At 68.2% G+C, this 17378-nt stretch carries 14 protein-coding genes and 1 pseudogene; 2 read left to right on the forward strand and 13 right to left on the reverse strand.

Annotated features, from left to right (window positions below):
- Positions 1 to 32: 32 nt before the first annotated feature.
- From IEY36_RS31210 to kdpF, 6 genes are all read right to left on the reverse strand, one after another.
- Positions 33 to 167 carry a hypothetical protein gene (locus tag IEY36_RS31210; RefSeq protein WP_268238205.1) on the reverse strand — a complete coding sequence of 45 codons (135 nt, stop codon included), beginning with the start codon at positions 165 to 167 and terminating at the stop codon, positions 33 to 35.
- Between the two features lie 783 nt (positions 168 to 950).
- Positions 951 to 1793 (reverse strand): TorF family putative porin, encoded by an 843-nt coding sequence (locus tag IEY36_RS27780; RefSeq protein WP_188973126.1) that lies wholly within the window; start codon positions 1791 to 1793, stop codon positions 951 to 953.
- Positions 1794 to 1828: 35 nt separating this feature from the next.
- Positions 1829 to 2416: a potassium-transporting ATPase subunit KdpC gene (gene kdpC, locus IEY36_RS27785; RefSeq protein WP_188973128.1), complete on the reverse strand. Its 588-nt coding sequence runs from the start codon at positions 2414 to 2416 to the stop codon at positions 1829 to 1831.
- A gap of 2 nt (positions 2417 to 2418) precedes the next feature.
- Entirely contained in the window at positions 2419 to 4443 is a 2025-nt protein-coding gene (kdpB, locus tag IEY36_RS27790) for a potassium-transporting ATPase subunit KdpB (protein ID WP_229681636.1), read from the reverse strand.
- 56 nt (positions 4444 to 4499) lie between these two features.
- Positions 4500 to 6197: a potassium-transporting ATPase subunit KdpA gene (gene kdpA, locus IEY36_RS27795; protein ID WP_188973132.1), complete on the reverse strand. Its 1698-nt coding sequence runs from the start codon at positions 6195 to 6197 to the stop codon at positions 4500 to 4502.
- A gap of 4 nt (positions 6198 to 6201) precedes the next feature.
- Positions 6202 to 6297, reverse strand: coding sequence for a K(+)-transporting ATPase subunit F (kdpF, locus tag IEY36_RS27800; RefSeq protein ID WP_194491549.1), 96 nt, complete (start codon positions 6295 to 6297; stop codon positions 6202 to 6204).
- A gap of 373 nt (positions 6298 to 6670) precedes the next feature.
- On the opposite strand from kdpF, the gene IEY36_RS27805 reads away from it, so the two are divergent.
- Positions 6671 to 6946: a hypothetical protein gene (locus IEY36_RS27805; RefSeq protein ID WP_188973136.1), complete on the forward strand. Its 276-nt coding sequence runs from the start codon at positions 6671 to 6673 to the stop codon at positions 6944 to 6946.
- A 22-nt stretch (positions 6947 to 6968) separates the two neighbouring features.
- Here IEY36_RS27805 and IEY36_RS27810 read toward each other — a convergent pair whose 3' ends face one another.
- Positions 6969 to 10232 carry an efflux RND transporter permease subunit gene (locus IEY36_RS27810; RefSeq protein ID WP_272873145.1) on the reverse strand — a complete coding sequence of 1088 codons (3264 nt, stop codon included), beginning with the start codon at positions 10230 to 10232 and terminating at the stop codon, positions 6969 to 6971.
- Positions 10229 to 11242, reverse strand: coding sequence for an efflux RND transporter periplasmic adaptor subunit (locus IEY36_RS27815; protein WP_229681631.1), 1014 nt, complete (start codon positions 11240 to 11242; stop codon positions 10229 to 10231). The genes IEY36_RS27810 and IEY36_RS27815 overlap by 4 nt, the downstream gene beginning before the upstream one ends.
- A gap of 181 nt (positions 11243 to 11423) precedes the next feature.
- Here IEY36_RS27815 and IEY36_RS27820 point away from each other — a divergent pair, with 181 nt between their 5' ends.
- A complete protein-coding gene (locus IEY36_RS27820) occupies positions 11424 to 11969 on the forward strand; it encodes a TetR/AcrR family transcriptional regulator (protein WP_188973140.1) in 546 nt (181 codons plus the stop codon).
- A gap of 221 nt (positions 11970 to 12190) precedes the next feature.
- Here the strand turns inward: IEY36_RS27820 and IEY36_RS27825 are convergent, their stop codons facing one another.
- From IEY36_RS27825 to IEY36_RS27840, 5 genes and pseudogenes are all read right to left on the reverse strand, one after another.
- Positions 12191 to 13141 (reverse strand): Bug family tripartite tricarboxylate transporter substrate binding protein, encoded by a 951-nt coding sequence (locus IEY36_RS27825; RefSeq protein ID WP_188973142.1) that lies wholly within the window; start codon positions 13139 to 13141, stop codon positions 12191 to 12193.
- Between the two features lie 32 nt (positions 13142 to 13173).
- The gene (locus IEY36_RS27830; protein ID WP_229681632.1) at positions 13174 to 14829 is read right to left on the reverse strand and encodes a M28 family peptidase; all 1656 of its coding nucleotides are present in this window, start codon (positions 14827 to 14829) and stop codon (positions 13174 to 13176) included.
- 83 nt (positions 14830 to 14912) lie between these two features.
- Positions 14913 to 15911: an asparaginase gene (locus tag IEY36_RS27835; protein ID WP_229681633.1), complete on the reverse strand. Its 999-nt coding sequence runs from the start codon at positions 15909 to 15911 to the stop codon at positions 14913 to 14915.
- Positions 15908 to 16960 (reverse strand): serine hydrolase domain-containing protein, encoded by a 1053-nt coding sequence (locus tag IEY36_RS30880; RefSeq protein WP_229681637.1) that lies wholly within the window; start codon positions 16958 to 16960, stop codon positions 15908 to 15910. Before IEY36_RS30880 ends, IEY36_RS27835 begins: the two co-directional genes overlap by 4 nt.
- Positions 16961 to 16962: 2 nt before the next feature.
- Positions 16963 to 17378, reverse strand: a pseudogene (locus IEY36_RS27840) (ABC transporter substrate-binding protein); the annotation flags it as partial.

Genomic DNA, 17378 nt, shown 5'->3' on the forward strand with positions numbered 1-17378 from the left:
GACGATGACCATAGGCGCCTGTCGGCACCGAGTCAGCGGCGGAACCGCCGCGCGTAGAGGACGCCGGCGGTCAAGAATCCGATCGCGCCACCGACACCGAGGGCGATCAGGTCGGTTGCCGACTGCGACGATACGCCGGCCAAAGTCACGATGGCGTCGAGCCACAAGAGCTGTCCGAGGCAGATCAGCGCGCAGACCTCCCGGCGGCTTCGAGGCAGCAATGGCGCGGGCACCCTCACGCGGCGTGCGGCCCGAAGGAGGCGCGTCGGTGATGGGAGTTTCGGCCGAGGTAGTGGGCTAGAGGCGAGCCGCCAAGCGGGCCGCTGGGCAGGCCGCAGCGCGCCTGTTCCGGCCTGGCTGGCGAAACGCGCCGCAGGTCGCGCAGCACCCGGCGGAACGCGAGAAGCCAAAGGCAACCGCCGGCAATCGCCAGCACAGCATGCCAAGCCGGGCCCATCTGCATCAGGAGTTCGGGAAGCGACGTCATGGTCCTCACAGGCAGTAAGCCCGCCTACGGCCCCGGCCGGATCGGCTCCGGCACCATGCCGGGCTGGGCAGCGATTGGGGCGCCGGCCGAACATGGTCCGCGGGGCTGCAAAGAATCGATGTGAGATCCGGGTCGATCGCATAAAGAGCGCATCAACGCGCCGATCTGATCCTGGGCAGCCTCGGCAGCGCGAAGACAGTGCCTCCGCTGATCGCCACGAGCCCGCCGAGCCAGATCGGCACGGCGAGCAGCAGAGTCAGCGAATTATCCTCAGCCACAAGGCGGCAGACCAACGTCCTCGCGCGCCCGGCCACGAGTGCGAACGAGGCGATGTCTCCTCAACGCACGCAGGCGCACCGTCAGAGCGGGATGCGTTCAACGTCGTTCACGCATGACGCTCTAACCAATTGTTCTATCGCGCGATTCAGACCTTCGGTGCATTCGCACCTACGGCCATCACGCTCTAGAAAGTGCGGCTCAGCGTCACCAGCACCCGGCCGTCGCAGATCTTCTGGCCCGTATCGGCGCGGTCGGCCACCGGCGCGCATTCGCTCTGGCTGATGTTGGTGCCGTACCAGCCCACGGCCAGGGTCACGCCGAGGACGATCTCGCGCTGCACGCCGATGCCGTACCAGAGGTAGTCCGGCGTGCCGAAGCGCGCGTTGTTCTCGATCCACTGGTAGCCGAGCCGCCCGAAGGCGGTGAAGCCGAGCGGCAGCGAGACGTCGGCACCGCCCTCCACGTAGTAGGCGTTGCCAGATCGCCCGAAGAAGTTCGGCGAGTAATTGATGGCCGCCGAGAGCTTCAGCGCCTCGGTCACCTGGCTCGAGGCGCGGAGCGCGACCTCCTGGTACTCGTTCAGCTGCGTCCCGGGCGGCTTGCTCTGGTCCGGGTACAGATAGGCGATGTAGCCGACGTCGAGGCTGACATGGCCCACCGTGAACCGGTAGCCGGCGAGCAGGTCGAGCTCCTGCCGGGTGTCGTTGTAGGGGTTGCCGAGGAAGGTAGCGTTGCTGACGAAGGCGCCGGCATAGACCCCGCTTTCGTGCGCGAGGTCGAAGGTGCCCTGCCCCGCGGGCCTGTTCCGGGTCTGGCTGATGCCCCGGAACAGGTAGTCGCTGGAAGCCGCCGCGGTGGAGGTGAGCGTGAGGCCGGTGTCCGGGATGGCGATGCCCGGGGTGGGTGCGGGCGACGCGGTCTCAGATGCCGGCGGGGTCTCGGAGGGTGGGCTTGCAACTGTCTGGGCGACGGCCGGCGTGCTCAGGAGGGCCGCGATCGCGACCGCAGAGTACAGGCGGGTGCGCATGATACTGTTGATCTCCAAGTCAGGTTGCGCAGGGGTCAGCGCAGCGCATCAAGCGCGAGGTTGAGGCGAAGGACGTTCACGCGCGGCTCGCCGAACAGGCCAAGCTCCCGGCCTTCCGTGTGGCGCGCGACCAGATCCGCGAGCCGGGCCTCCGGCAGGCCACGCGCGGCGGCAACGCGCGCGATCTGCCGCACCGCGTTCTCGGGGCTGATGTGCGGATCCAGGCCCGAGCCCGAGGCGGTAGCGGCATCAGCCGGCACCGGAGCGCCGCCGAGCGTGGCGACGCGCTCCGTCACTGCTTCCAGCAGCGCTGCCGAGGTCGGACCGAGCTGCGAGGCGGCGGAGGCGGCCGCATTGTAGGGCGCGGCGCGGGTGCTGCCCTCATTCGCCGGGTCAGGCTCGGTGGTCGCGGACGGACGCGGGTGGAAGTAGCGCGCCGAGGTGAAGCTCTGGCCGATCAGCGAGGAGCCGATCACCTTCCCATCCCGCTCGACCAGGCTGCCGCCGGCTTGGGCTGGGAAGAGCACGCCGGCGATCCCGGTGAAGGCCAACGGCACGGCGAGGCCGAGGAAGAGAGTGAGAATAACGACCACACTGATGGCCGGACGGAGGATGGCGGTCATGGTCAGGCGAGCCCCAGGAGCTGGAGGATGACGTCGATGATCTTGATGCCGACGAAGGGCGCGACGATGCCGCCCAGCCCGTAGATCAGCAGGTTGCGACGCAGCAGCGCGGCCGCGCCGACCGGCATGTAGCGCACGCCGCGCAGCGCCAGCGGCACAAGCGCGACGATGATCAGCGCATTGAAGATCACCGCCGAGAGGATGGCGCTTTGCGGCGAGGCGAGCGCCATCACGTTCAGCGCCCCCAGTTCCGGATAGGACGCCACGAAGATCGCCGGCAGAATGGCGAAGTACTTCGCGACATCGTTGGCGATGGAGAAGGTGGTCAGCGCGCCGCGGGTGATCAGCAGCTGCTTGCCGATCTCCACCACCTCGATCAGCTTCGTGGGGTCGCTGTCGAGGTCGACCATGTTGCCGGCCTCACGCGCCGCCTGCGTGCCGGTCTGCATGGCGAGCCCGACATCGGCCTGGGCGAGGGCAGGCGCGTCGTTGGTGCCGTCGCCGGCCATTGCAACCAACCGGCCTTCGGCCTGCGCCTTGCGAATGTAGGCCAGCTTGTCTTCGGGCGTTGCCTCGGCGATGAAGTCGTCCACGCCGGCCTCGGCGGCGATGGCGGCCGCGGTCAGGCGGTTGTCGCCGGTCACCATCACCGTGCGGATGCCCATCTTCCGCAGCGCATCGAAGCGTGCGCGCATGCCGGTCTTGACGATATCCTTGAGCTCGATCGCGCCGAGCATCCGGCCGTCCTTCGCGACTGCCAGAGGCGTGGCGCCGGCGCGCGCGATGCGCTCCACCGCCTCGCGCAGCGCCGGCGGCGGCTCCTCGCCGAGCATGCGGGAGAGGCTGTCCACCGCGCCCTTGCGATAGGCCCCCGCCGGCAGGTCGAGGCCGGAGATGCGGGTCTGTGCCGTGAAGGGGACCACACGCGCCTCTGCAGGCAGCTCTGGCGTGACGATCCCGTAGCGCTCCCGAGCGAACGCCAGGATCGAGCGGCCCTCCGGCGTTTCGTCCGCCAGGCTGGACAGCATGGCTGCCTCGGCGACCTCGCGCTCCGTCACGCCAGGGACCGGGATGAATCCGGCGGCCTGGCGGTTGCCGAGCGTGATGGTGCCGGTCTTGTCGAGCAGCAGCACGTCCACGTCGCCGGCGGCTTCCACGGCCCGGCCGGACGTGGCCAGCACGTTGAACCGCACGAGGCGGTCCATGCCGGCGATGCCGATGGCCGAGAGCAGGCCGCCGATCGTGGTCGGGATCAGCGTGACCAGCAGCGCCGCCAGCACGGCGGCGGACGGTGGCTGCCCGTTCCAGGAGGCCAGCCCAACCAGCGTCGCCACCGCGATCAGGAAGATGATCGTCATGCCTGCGAGAAGGATGTCGAGCGCGATCTCGTTCGGCGTCTTCTGCCGGCTGGCACCCTCGACCAGCGAGATCATGCGGTCGAGGAAGGTGGAACCCGGCGCGGCGGTGATGCGCACCACGATCCAGTCGGAGACAACCAGCGTACCGCCGGTCACCGCGCTGCGGTCACCGCCGCTCTCGCGGATCACCGGCGCGCTCTCGCCGGTCACCGCGGCCTCGTTCACGGAAGCGATGCCTTCCACCACATCGCCGTCGGAGGGGATAAGGTCACCGGCCTCGACCAGCACCAACTCGCCGACGCGCAGTTCGGTGGCAGAGCGCGGCTGCCACAGCGTGCGGTCGTCGGCGCGCAGCAGCAGCTTCGCGCGAGTGTCAGTCCGCGTGCGCCGCAGGCTCTCCGCCTGGGCGCGGCCGCGACCCTCTGCCACGGCCTCGGCGAAGGTGGCGAACAGCACGGTCAGCCACAGCCACAGCGCGATGCCGGCCTGGAATGTCCCGGGCTGGCCGACTCCGACGGCGCGGCAGGCCAGCACCGTCACCAGGATCGCGACGATCTCGGTGACGAAGATGACCGGGTTGCGCACCAGGCGGCGCGGGTCGAGCTTGGCGAAGGCGTCGAGCGCCGCGCGTCGGACGATCGGGCCGGTGAGCAGCGCGCCGCCGCGCATCGTGTGACGGGCCTCGCCTGCATGAAGGGTAGGGATGGCGTCCATGGTGGATGGCCTCAGAAGGTCTTGCCGGCCGCGAGCACGAAGTGCTCGGCGACGGGGCCAAGGGCTAGGGCGGGCATGAACTGCAGGCCGCCGAGGATCAGGATGACGCCGGCGAGCAGCCCGATGAACAGTGGGCCGTGCGTTGGGAAGGTGCCGGTGGAAACCGCCAGCTTCGGCTTCGCGGCGAGTGAGCCGGCGATCGCCATCACCGGCACGATATAGGCGAAGCGACCGAGCAGCATGGCGATGCCCAGCGTCGTGTTCAGCCAGGGCGTGTCCGCCGTCAGCCCGCCGAAAGCGGAGCCGTTGTTGCCCGCCGCCGAGGTGTAGGCATAGAGCATCTCCGACAGGCCATGCGGCCCGGCATCCTGGATCGAGGACACGGCGAATGGCAGCACCACGGAGATCGCGGTGAAGCCCAGGATCGCGGCTGGCAGGACCAGCACCGCGAGCATGGCGAGCTTCACCTCCTTCGCCTGCACTTTCTTGCCGAGATATTCGGGCGTGCGCCCGACCATCAGCCCGGCGACGAAGACCGCCAGCAGCGCGAAGACCAGGATGCCGTAGAGGCCGGAGCCGACGCCGCCCGGCAGTACCTCGCCAAGCTGGATCAGGAACAGCGGGATCATCCCGCCGAGCGGGGTGAAGCTGTCGAACATCGCGTTCACCGCGCCGCAGGAGGCGCCGGTGGTCGTCGCCGTGAACAGGGCGACCAGCGCCATGCCGAATCGGACGTCCTTGCCCTCCATGTTGCCCTGCGTCGGATCGACGCCGGCGGCGAGGTGCAGCGCGTTGCCGCCGGCTTCCGCGGCGTAGATCAGGCCGGTCGCGACAACGACGAAGCCGACCATGACGGCAAGCAGCGCGCGGCCCTGCCGTACGTCGCCCACGATATGCCCGAAGGTCAGCGCGAGGGCGAAGGGGATCACGGCCTGCGACCAGATCTGCAGCGCGGTGGCGAGCGCCGAGGGACCCTCGAAGGGATGCACGGCGTTGACACCGAAGAAGCCGCCGCCATTGGTCCCGAGATGCTTGATGGCGATCTGGAAGGCGGCCGGACCGAGCGGGATGGTCTGGACCGCGCCTTCCAGTGTCGTCGCCTCGATATAAGCCGACAGCGTCTGCGGCATGCCCATGGCGACGAAAGCCAGGCCGACCACGATTGCGAGCGGCAGCAGGACGTAGAGGTTCATCCGCACGAAGTCGGCCCAGAAATTGCCGAGCTCCTTCAGCGCGCCGGCGGCGAAGGCGCGAGAGACAGCGAGCGCGAGCGCGATACCGGTGGCGGCCGAGGTGAAGTTGTGCACCACAAGGCCCCACATCTGGCTAAGGTAGCTCATCGCCGACTCACCGCTGTAGGCCTGCCAGTTGGTGTTGGTGGTGAAGCTGACGGCCGTGTTGAAGGCAAGCCAGGGGGCGATCCCGTCAAAGCCTTGCGGGTTGAGCGGCAGCAGCCCCTGCAGCCGGAGCTGGCCGTAGAGGATCAGGAAGCCGACGGCATTCGCGGCCAGCATCGCCAGCGTGTAGCCCTTCCAGCCCATGCCGCGCGCCGGGTCGATGCCCGCGAGGCCGTAGATCGCCCGCTCCACGGGCGCGAGGAATGTGACGCGGCCCGCCGCGACGGCGGCGATGTAGCGCGCCAGCGGGATCGCGCAGGCGATCACGCTGGCGAGGACGAGCGCGATCTGCGCCCAACCGAGCAGGGTCATGGGATCAGAGGTCCTCGGGACGCAGCAGCGCCCACAGCAGGTAGAGGAGGAGGCCGGCGGTCACGACACCGCCGAGGATCAGCTCGGTCACGGCGGTCACACCCGCTCGCATCCGGCCGCATAGGCGACCATCAGGCCGAAGAAGCCGACGCCGAGCGCCAGCAGGAAAATGTCGATCATGGGCTACCCCAGCGAGAAAGGACGGGTCCGAGCAGAGGGCGTAGCGGATGGCCGCGCAAAGGATCGATGTGAGATCCGGGGGCACGGCATAAAGAGCGCATAAACGCGCCGACGCCCGGGTGCCGACTTTACGGCGCCTTTATGCGCCATCGGGCCCTTTCAAATGGCGTCTTTACGCGTCGGGGACGCAACCTCCGCTGGCCCCCGAATAGTGGGTAAGTAACCAAGGAGCGGCGGTCATGTCTGCCGGCGCCGCAATGCGCGGACCAGGATTCGAAACGCAAGCGACGGAGATGACCGCCCGCGGTCTGGCTTGGCGGCGCACCGCCGGCGCCTGGCGGAAGCTGCGCGAAGCAGCGCGGCGTCTGGACCCGGGCACCGTCGTGCTCATCGGCTTCATGGCCGGAATGGGATGGGCCTTCATCGGTTCGCTTGGCCTCGGTCTTGGGACCGGGTCCGAGAACAAGGTCGCCGCATGGTCCTGGCTCGCCGGCGCGTTGCTGATCGGCGCGGCGGCCTTCGTCGCCCTGCTTCTTGGCGCTCCGCCCGGCAACGGCGATGGCGCCTGATCACTCAGCAGACCGTTCACAGTCAAAGGAACATCATGTCGGCCACAACGGACAGTCCGCACGGCGCAGCCGCCACGAGGCGCTCCGGGACCGCGTGGACGCCATCGGCGCGCCTCGGGACCTCACGCCCGGCGAACGACGACCTCCTGGCGGCCGCGACGGCCGGTCCGCAGGACCGCGTCCTGGTCCCGCTCGGGTTGAGCGCGGCCGGCAAACACCCGATAGAACAGGGGGATCCGGAAGATCGCCAGGAAGGTCGCGGGAGCATCCCGCCCACCACCGCCGTGCCGATCGACACCCGGCTGCCGGACCCGGCCCCTGTGCTGAGCGCCAGAGGAAGGCAGCCGAGGATGAAAGCCATCGACGTCATGATGATCGGCCGGAAGCGCAGCCTGGCGGCCTCCAGCGCAGCGTCGGCGGCGGATTTGCCCCCCCGGCGCTGCTGCGCCGCGAACTCCACGATCAGGATCGCGTTCTTCGCAGCCAACCCGACAAGGGTGATCAACCCGACCTGGAAGTAGATATCGTTGCTGAGCCCGCGCAGCCACACCGCCGCCAGGGCGCCCAGCAATCCGAACGGCACGGCGAGCAGCACGGCGATCGGCATTGTCCACCGCCCATACTGGGCGGCCAGGATCAGGAACACCATCAGGATGCCGAAGCCCACCGCCAAGGCACCCGCATTGCCGCCAGCGAGCTCCTGATAGGCGGCGCCCGTCCAGGCGATGCGAAGGCCGCGCGGCAATGTCGCGGCGGCCAGTTCCTGCATGGCTGCAAGCGCCTGTCCGGAGGAATAGCCCGGTGCCGCGGATCCGTTGATCGTGGCTGCCGGGAATCCGTTGAAGTGCTCGACCAGGTCGCTGCCCACCACGCGGGTCAGCGTCAGCATGGCGCTGGCCGGCACCATCTGGCCGTTGGATGCGCGGATGAAGACGCGGTCGAGATCAGTCGGATCGCGCCGATAATCGGCATCGGCCTGGAGGTTGACCCGGTAGTTGCGGCCCATCAGGGAGAAGTCGTTCACGTACAGGCTGCTGAAGGTGCTTTGCACGGCTTCGAACAGCGACGACAAGGCGACACCCCGGGCCTTGGCGGCGTCACGGTCGATGTCCAGGCGATAGCGCGGCACATTCGTCTGCAGGGTCGTGCTCACGCCGGCGAGTTCGGGGCGCTGCGCTGCGGCCTGCACCAGCGCTCGGGCGCCCTCGGCCAGCGCCTCCCGGCCCAGACCGGCACGATCAAGTACCCGCATCTCGAAGCCGCCGACATTGCCGAGGCCATCGATGGCGGGTGGGTTGAAGGCGAGGACGATGGCATTCCGTACCTCCGACAGCGCGGCGAACAAGCCATTCGCCAGGACACGGGCATCCTGGTCGGGCCCGGTCCGTTCGGACCAGTCCCGCAACTCGATGAAGGCGGCCCCGGCGCTGGTGCTGGGTGCGTTGGACAGTAGGTTGAAGCCCGCGAAGGAGGTGACCGTCATGACACTCGGATGGGCCAGCAATATCCGTTCGACCTCCGCCCCGGAGGCTGCCGTGACATCCAGCGCCGTCGCCGGCGGCATGTTCCAGACGACGAACAGGCTGCCCTGGTCTTCCTCCGGTACCAGGCCGCCCGGCACTTGCCGGAACAGGGCCACCGTCAGGACGCACACCATGGCGAGGCACAGCAGGCCCAGCAGGCTGCGGCGCAGGAAAAAGCGCACACCGGTGGTGTAGCCGCGCGTCACGGCGTCGAAGCCGCGGTTGAAGATGCGGAAGGGCAGCAGCGGCCTGTTGCGGTGACCGGCCTTCAGCATGCTCGCGCACAAGGCGGGGGTCAGCGTCAGCGCGACAAAGCCCGACAGTGCGACCGAGACGGAAATCGTGATGGCGAACTGCTTGTAGAGCTCGCCGCTCAGCCCGCCGAGAAAGCCAACGGGAATGAAGACGGCGCACAGCACCAGCACGATGGCGATGACCGGCCCCGTCACCTCCTGCATCGCCTTGATGGAGGCGTCGCGCGGCGACAATCCTTCCTCGGCCATCAGGCGCTCGACATTCTCCACCACGACGATCGCATCATCCACCACGATGCCGATCGCGAGGATCATGCCGAACAGCGTCAGCATGTTGATGCTGAAGCCAAGGACATACATGCCGGCGAAGGTGCCGATGATCGACACCGGGATGGCGATCAGCGGGATGACGGTCGCGCGCCAGTTCTGCAGGAACAGGAAGACGACCGCGACGACGAGGATGAGTGCCTCGACGAAGGTGTAGATGACCTGCTCGATCGACACGCGGACGAAGGTCGTCGTGTTGTAGGGGACGGAGTAGATCATCCCCTGAGGCATGGAGGCCGCCAGTTCGTTCATCCGTGCGGTCACGGCGGCCATCGTCTGCAGCGCATTCGCGCCGGGCTGGAGAAAGACGCCGAACGGCGCGCTCGGCCGGCCGTCCTGGGTTCCCACGAAATCATACTGCTGGGCGCCGAGCTCGACGCGGGCGACGTCACGCAGCCGCAGGGTCGCTCCATCCTCGCGCGCCTGAAGGATGATGTTGCCGAACGCCGCCGCATCCGGCAGCCGCCCCTGCGTCGTCATCGCATAGGTGTAGGCGCCGCCGCCGGCGGTCGGCGCGGCATTGATCTGCCCCGCCGCGAATTGCTTGTTCTGCTCGCGAATGGCAGCCGCCACATCCGATGCCGTCAGGGAGAATTGCGCGAGCTTTTCGGGATTCAGCCAGACGCGCATCGCGTATTCCTGCTGGCCGAACAGGGCGGCATTGCCCACGCCGGGAACGCGCTTGATCTCGTCGATGACGTTCCGCAGGGCGTAGTTGCTCAGGAAGACCTCATCGAAGCGATCCGTCGCGGCCGTCAGCGAAACCACCGCGAGGAAGGCGCTGGATTGCTTCGACACGGTCACGCCGACGCGCTGGACCTCGCTCGGCAGGGTGGCGAGCACACTCTGCACGCGATTGCTGACATTGATCGTCGCCTGGTCCGGATCGGTGCCGATCTGGAAGCTGACGGTGAGCGTGAGCGCGCCATCCGTGTTGACGGATTGCGTGTAGAGCAGCCCATCCACCCCGTTGATGGCGCGTTCGAGCGGCGCCGCCACGGTCTGCGCCACAGACGCCGCGTCGGCCCCGGCATAGGTCGCGGAGACGACGACCTGCGGCGGCACGATCTGCGGGTATTGCGCGACGAGAAGCACGCGCATCGCCAGCAATCCGGCCAGGACGATGACGATCGACAACACGCCGGCCAGGACCGGCCGGTCGACGAAGAAGCGCGGGCTCATGGCGCCGCTTCCTGGACCTCGACAGGCGCGCCCTCGACAACCTTCACGACGCCTTCGGCGATGACACGGTCGCCGGGCTGCAGCCCTTCCTCGATGACCCAGTCGCGCGCAATCATCCGGCCGGTTCGTATGGGACGGCGCTCCGCTTTCCTGTCCTGGCCGACGACATAGGCATAGAGCCCCTGAACATCCTGCTGGACGGCTGCCTGCGGGATGCGAATGACGTCCCGCGCCGCGCCGGTGATGCGGATGCGCACGAACTGGCCCGGAATGAGGCGTCTGTCCGCATTCGCGAAAGTCGCGCGGCCGCGGACCATGCCCGTGGTCGGGTCCACGGTCGCATCGGTGAAGCTGACTTCGCCTTCCGGGCCGTCCTCCGGTCCCGGGCCCAGCAGCACCTTGGCGGGCAGGCCGCGCACGCCCTGCTGCGACAGGACGGCCAGGGCGCCGCCGTTGAAGGCGAAGGCGACATGCACCGGGTCGAGCTGCGTGATGCGCGTCAGAAGCGAATTGTTCTCGCCCGTGCCGATCAGGCTGCCCTCGGGAAAGGTCTCGAGGCTGGTGACGCCGGAGATGGGGGCCGTCACAGTGGTGTAGTCGAGGTCCAGCCGCGCACGCGCCAGGCGCGCCTGCGCCGCGGCGAGGCTCGCCTCGCCTTGCGCCAGCGCGGCCGCGGCGTCGTCGCGCGCCTTCTGGCTGCCAGCATCCGCACGCAGAAGCTCGGTGGCGCGGCGATGGTCGCGCTGCGCGCGCTGCACGATCGCTTCGGCTTCCTGCACCTGCGCCTCGGCGAGCGCCACATTCGCCTGGTAGGGCGCGGGATCGATCCGGAACAGCACGTCGCCTTCCTGGACCAGGCTTCCCTCCGTATAGGCCCGTTCCAGGAGGATGCCGCCAACGCGGGCGCGCACCTCGGTCTGGCGCACTGCGGTGACGCGGCCGCCGTATTCGACCGCAAAGGGCGTGGACTGCAGCCGCGCGACCACGACGCCCACTTTCGCAGGTGGCATCGCGGCCACTCCCTGAGATGCTTGGTCGTCACAGGCGGCGAGAGCGAGAAAGAGTAGCGCGGCGCGACGATGCATGGCGGCAGGTCTCGGGACAGGGGCGATGAGAAGGCAAAGCTTGCCGGACAGCATGGGCAGGCGCAGAATACATACGGACGTATTTAAACGAGATCAAGGAGGCTCAATGGGACGTCGCCCTGTCATAGATCGCGAACGGGTGCTGGGCCTGGCGGAGGACATCCTCCTCAGGGACGGCCCCCGCGGATTGACCATCGAGGCCCTGGCGAAGGCGGCCGGCGTGTCAAAGGGCGGCATCCAATCGTCCTTCGGCACGAAGAACGACCTGATCGCTGCGCTGATGGATCGCTGGCAGGCCGAGTATGACGCGCAGGTTATCCCGCTGGTCGGCGCCTCCCCCGGCCCGGTCGAGGCCGTGCGCGGCCATCTCCGCGCGACGATCGACCAGACGGACGAAGCCTATGCCCGCGCCGCCGGGATGATGGCTGCGCTCATCGAGACGGAGCAGCATGTTGCCACCCTCAGGGACTGGTATCGTGGCAGGTTCGGAGAACTCGACCTGACGACCCCTGCGGGGCGCCGGGCGCGCCTCACGCTGCTGGCGGCGGAAGGCGCGTATATGTGCCGCGCCTTCGGCCTGATGGCGTTCACGCCAGAGGAATGGCGGAGCCTGGGGCAGGATCTCGACGCGCTCCTGGCAGGCGAGTTGTAGCGAAGCCAGCGGCGCTTCTCACCCCACGCTGAATCGGGCGAAGGCGGCGAGCGTGACGACTTCACGCAGGACAATCGATTGCTGGCCGGCGAGAGGGCTGTAGCCTGCGCGACAGGCCGGCACCGCATCGGCGGCCAACTCAATTCGCGCAGATCAAACCAACCCCGGCCTGCTGGCCGCTCCCACCTTCGAGCCGCAGCGCGGCGTTGCCCAGCCGCCTCTCACAAACGGGTAGGCAAGCCCAGTTCGCGCAGCTGGACCGGGAGTTCGCGAAACATCGTACGGATCGCCTCCTCATAGCCGGCTGCATCGCGCGCCCAGGGCACGAGCGCAAGACGCTGGAGCAGCACGCCATGTGCCGGGTCCGCAGCCACGCTCTGGAGTGCTTGGTCGAACTGCTGCTTCACTGCGACCGGCAGGCCGCGCGGGGCAATGAAGCCGGTATGCAGAGGATGCACGGCATCGAAGCCCAATTCGCGAGCCGTCGGCTTGTCCGGCCAGCGGCTCGCGCGCTCCTCGGCCGCCAGGGCGAGCAGCCGCAGCGCGTCGCCCTCCACCGGCCCAGCCAACGTGCCCATGGAATCAAAGACGACATCCACCGTGCCACCGAGCACCGCTGTCACCATCTGGCTGCCGCCTGCGAAAGGCACGAACAGGAAGCTGACGCCACTGCGATGCTCGAGCAGCCGCATGCCAAGCGGCGGATTGTCCGGCGTGCCGCCGGCAGCATAGGTGATGCCCTCCGGGTTCGCGCGCGCACGCTCCACCAGGTCACCCAGAGAGGTGATCGGGCTGTCGCGGCGTACGGCCCAACCGCTGACAGTGTTGGCCATGCCGCCGAGGAAGTCGAAATCCTGCAGCGCGTCATAGGGTACGTTCTGCACGATCGCGACACGGAACGCCGCATCCGTCACCAGCGAGATCACCGACCCATCCGGCCGCTGGTTCTTCAACCACCCGAGTGCAACGGAACCCGAGGCGCCGCCGCGGTTCTCCACCACCACGTCGCGACCGAGCCGAGCGCCGAGCAGCGGGGCGACACCGCGCAGATAGGCATCGGTCGTGCCACCCGGAGCCCAGGGACAGACGACGCGAAGCGGGCCCGTGGGCTGGGCGTTGGCGATGGCCGGCATAGCGAGGCTGCCGAGAATAAGAGATCGACGATGGATCATGGTCTGCTCCGCTTGGAGATGGTCGCCGGGGGTCAGCCGCCTAATGCCTGCCGCGCTTCATCCAGCGCAGCCGTTGCTTCGCGCAAGGCATGGACAAGGCGGTTGCGCGCACGGACGGCGTCCACGGCGATGAACTTCTCGTCCGCCGAACCCGGCGTGCTCGTCGCGAGCGCGCGCAGCGGCTGGAGCGGCGCCCAGGCGGCTAGCGGCAGCGCGTCGGGGTGGGTGAAGCGGTCACCTTCGGCGCAGTCGATCGGCACCAGTGCGCGGGAGGCGCGCATCAGCGCCGCGTTCGCCGCGGGAAGCGCGGCGGCAGGCGACGCGTCCCGCCGCTCGTCGATGGCCGTCGCCAGTGCGCGCAGCGTCGCCACCTCAGAGATGATCGGCGCTAGATCGAAGCGCTCAGCAAGCGATGGCGTCAGTTGCTCCAGCTCCGCCGCCAGCGTCGCCGCGGTGGCCCCGTGATCCAGCGGCACCACCGGCTCGCTTAGCAGAGTCCAACATCCATGAAGCAGCACGCGCGTGTCGCGGACGAGATTGGCCTCGTCGATCTTGTCGAGCAGATCGCCCGGCGTGTGCCACCACCAGCCAAGCGCGTTGCGCGCCTGCTCGTGCTGGTGTGGCTGTGCACTGATCGAACCAAAGATCGACGGGATGCCAATGCCAACGAAACTCTCATCCGAATTGCGGCCGCGCCGCGTGCCTTTCAGCACCTGATCGGCATGTCGTTGAACCGCTTCTGCAGCGAGACGGCGAAGTTCCGCCGTGCTCTTGGTGTTGGCCAGCACGGTCGCACCCTTGCCGCCGAGACTGTCGACGTTCACATGAGCGACGCAGCGACGGTCGAGCTCGTCCCAATGCTCGTCTGCGTACCAGGCGGAGCTCGAGTATCGGCCATGGCTGTGGCCCGACCAGAAGCACACCCGCATGCCGCGGCGCCAAGCACCGTGACGCTGCGCGACGAGGCGCGCCACCTCGAGCATACCGGCATTCGCCGAGCCGTTGTCCATCACGCCGTGGTACCAGGTGTCGTGATGGCCGGAGAGCAGCACGAACGGATCGGCCGCACCGCCTGGCCCGTCCAGATCGCAGACCAGGATTGGCGTCTTCCGCCAGCCGGTATCCACATCGGCATGCAGGGTCACCGCCGGGCGCTTGCCGGCGGCCAGCGCGTCGCGGATCGCCGCACCATCCTGCTGCGATACGCTGCCCACAACGGTGCGCGGGAGATCGTTGCGGGTGGCGCCGGACGGATTGCCCCAGACGGGCGAGATGCACATCTCGTGGATATGCTCGTGATGGCTGATATGGAGCTGACCGGCGGCGCCCGCCTGCGTCGCGCGCTTCGCGACCGGTGGTGTCGCCATGCCTTCCAACAGCAGCAGCGCGCCACGCAGGTCCTTGCCGGCGAAGTCCTCGGCCGTGCCATGACCAAGGTACACAGGCACGGCCGACAGTCCCTCCCGTGGAGAAGACAATGAAAAGGAGTGCGTGATCGCCTTGATCGACGCGCCATCCACCAGCACTCGCGCCGCACTCGGCAGGCTGATATAGGCATCGTGCATCTCGATCGCGGTGCGCCAGCCATAGCTCGCCATCCGCTCTTCAAGGAAGCGCAGCCCCTCCAGTTCCTCGGCCGTTCCGGAGAGCTTCACCCATCCGGCAATCCGGGTGAGGTTCGCCATCATCAACGCGCCGCTGACCTCGGCCGAGAAATCGGCTGGTGTATCGGTCATGGTTCCTCCTCTCCTGGCGCGGGATACGCGCTGCGTCAGTATGTCGAGAAGATCGCGGCGATCCGTGCCGGGTCGCGCGTCACCGACAGCGCGAGCGACAGCAGGATCCGCGCCTTCTGTGGGTTGAGATTGTCGGCGCCGACGAAGCCGTGCTGCCCGAGCTTCGTGGTGCGCGGAACGCGCCCGGACCCGGCGCGGCTCGACTGCACCACGACGACGCCCTTCGCGACAGCGTGCTTCAGCCCTTCGAGCTCGCCGGGCGCGCAGGAGCCCGGTGCAAAGCCTGCCGAGACGATGCCGTCGGCGCCCGATTCCAGGAAGGCGCGCACGGCCGTGCCGTCGGCGCCCGCATAGGCGTAGCTGATATCGACGCGCGGCAGCGCCTCGAGGCCACGGATGTCGAACTCGGTCTGTGGCGCGCCGCGGCGGAGTGGCCGCCGGTAATAGGTGATCGCATCGCCATCGGCATGGCCCAGCGCGCCGAAATCGGGCGCGCGGAAGGTCTGCAACCGGTTGGTCGAGGTCTTGGTGACGTCACGGGCGGCATGGATCTCGTCGTTCAGCACGACCAGCACGCCGAGCCCGCGCGACGCCGGCTCTGCAACGACACGCAGAGCGTTCACCAGGTTGATGCCGGCATCCGTGGACAAGGCGGAAGCCGGCCGCTGCGAGCCAACCAGCACCACCGGCACGGCCACTTTCAGCGTCAGGTGCAGCGCGTAGGCGGTTTCCTCGAGCGTCGCCGTGCCGTGGCCGATGACGATGCCGGCGAGGCCCGGATCATCAGCGACGAGCTGGTCGCAGAGCACGACCAGTGACTTCCAGGTGGGGAAGTGTAGCCCGGTGCTTGGCACCGCGCTGAAGGCGACCGGCCTGACATCGGCGACCGTCTGCGCTTCGGGAAAGCGGTCGAGGATGCCGGCTGCATCAAGCAGCGGATGGCCGGCGGAAGCATAGTCGTAGGTGTCCAGCGCCCCATGACCCAGCGACGCGATGGTGCCCCCCGTGGCTATGAAGGCGATGCGCGGCTTCACGCCCTGGCATCCAGCACGGCCTGGCCGAGTTCCACCATCTGCGTGCTGGAGACAGAAGGCAGGTCGCCGAGATCGATGCCGGCATTGCGCCGCATCGCGCGATCGTCGCTGATCGCCCGGCGATGCACCATCAACAGGTCGAGCCGCGGCAAGCCCAGGATGAACTGGCCGTAGTGGCCGGAAGCGAGGAAGGCACCTTCCCATTCCGGCGCCTGGGACTGCATTGGCAGCCACCAATAGTAACCGTAGCCCAGTCCACGATCGGCGAAGCGGCCTTGCATGTCCTCCGGCCGGACATGCGGCGCGACGCTCTCCCGCACCCAGGATTCCGGCACGATCTGCTGCCCATTCCAGCGCCCGCCGCGCAGCGTCAGCAGCCCCACCCGCGCCATGTCGCGACCGGAGAGGAACATGTGGTAAGCGAGGAAGCGCGAGCGGTCGGGATAGCCCAGCATGCGCTGGCGACCACGGTCGAAATCCTCGAAGCCGAGCGGGATGGCGAGCTGGTCGCGCAACGCGTCATGCACGGCGATGCCGGTAAGCTGCTCGAAGATCGCGCCGGCGATGTTGAAATCCCAGTTGTTGTAATGGAACCGCGTGCCAGGCGCGTAGGTGCCGCGTTGCGGCGTACCCTCGTCGTCGCCGCCCGGGCTGCCCGCGGGATAGTAGACGCCAGAGCGGCTGGTCAGGACGTCGCGGATCGTCGCCCGCCTTTCCTGCGGCAACAGGCCCTTCACATCGTCGATGCCGAGCTGTTCCAGCGTCAGCGACAGGTCGATGCAGCCCGCGGCGACGTGCGGGCCGTAGAGCAGCGACAGGATGCTCTTGCGTGTCGAGGCGAGGTAGCTGACCTCCGACACCTCACCGTAGCGATAGGCAACGCGACCGCGCGATACGATCATGAAGGAGGTTGTCGTCAGCGTGCGCAGTGCTTCGGTTAGCCGCGCCAGCGCGGCCGGATCGATGCCCGCCGCCTTTGGATCTAAATCCTCCCAGCCGGTACCCGGAAAGTCCGTTCCCATCGTGCTGCAGCCCATGCCTGGCATCATTGTCACGGGCCGGCCCTCCGGACTTCCTTGGCGAGCGTACGCTCGTCCAGCCGCGGCTCGTAGACCAGGCCACGGCGCAGTGCCCAGCTGTTGGTCTGGTGGTAGAGCGGGATGATGGCAGCATCGGTCATCGCTAGGCGCGTGGCCTCGCGCAGCATCTCCTGCCGCGCGGCATCGTCGAAGGTGCCGGTGGCGCGCGCCACGAGGCTGTCGAGCGCGGCGTTGCCATAGCCGGTGGTGTTCCCGGCACCGATGTTGCGCGCGCGATCCGGCGTGCCGAGGACATTCACCAGCATCGAGGTGGCGTCAAAGGTCGCATTGCCGAGGCCAACGATATGCATCGCGAAACTGCCGCGCTGCGCCGCATAGGCGCTCCATGGCAAGGACGCGACGCTGGTGCGCACGCCGATGCGCGTCC

Origin of the sequence: Neoroseomonas lacus (genome assembly GCF_014644535.1) — a bacterium.
GTDB lineage: Bacteria > Pseudomonadota > Alphaproteobacteria > Acetobacterales > Acetobacteraceae > Neoroseomonas > Neoroseomonas lacus.

Bases quoted from the DNA above. Each gene is read 5' to 3' on its own strand.
- IEY36_RS27820 (WP_188973140.1), top strand. From the start codon at position 11,424: ATGGGACGTCGCCCTGTCATAGATCGCGAACGGGTGCTGGGCCTGGCG.
- IEY36_RS30880 (WP_229681637.1), bottom strand. From the start codon at position 16,960: ATGATGCCAGGCATGGGCTGCAGCACGATGGGAACGGACTTTCCGGGT.
- kdpC (WP_188973128.1), bottom strand. From the start codon at position 2,416: ATGACCGCCATCCTCCGTCCGGCCATCAGTGTGGTCGTTATTCTCACT.
- IEY36_RS27830 (WP_229681632.1), bottom strand. From the start codon at position 14,829: ATGATGGCGAACCTCACCCGGATTGCCGGATGGGTGAAGCTCTCCGGA.
- IEY36_RS27780 (WP_188973126.1), bottom strand. From the start codon at position 1,793: ATGCGCACCCGCCTGTACTCTGCGGTCGCGATCGCGGCCCTCCTGAGC.
- kdpB (WP_229681636.1), bottom strand. From the start codon at position 4,443: ATGCGCGGCGGCGCGCTGCTCACCGGCCCGATCGTCCGACGCGCGGCG.
- kdpA (WP_188973132.1), bottom strand. From the start codon at position 6,197: ATGACCCTGCTCGGTTGGGCGCAGATCGCGCTCGTCCTCGCCAGCGTG.
- IEY36_RS27825 (WP_188973142.1), bottom strand. From the start codon at position 13,141: ATGATCCATCGTCGATCTCTTATTCTCGGCAGCCTCGCTATGCCGGCC.
- IEY36_RS27805 (WP_188973136.1), top strand. From the start codon at position 6,671: ATGACCGCCCGCGGTCTGGCTTGGCGGCGCACCGCCGGCGCCTGGCGG.
- IEY36_RS27815 (WP_229681631.1), bottom strand. From the start codon at position 11,242: ATGCCACCTGCGAAAGTGGGCGTCGTGGTCGCGCGGCTGCAGTCCACG.
- IEY36_RS27810 (WP_272873145.1), bottom strand. From the start codon at position 10,232: ATGAGCCCGCGCTTCTTCGTCGACCGGCCGGTCCTGGCCGGCGTGTTG.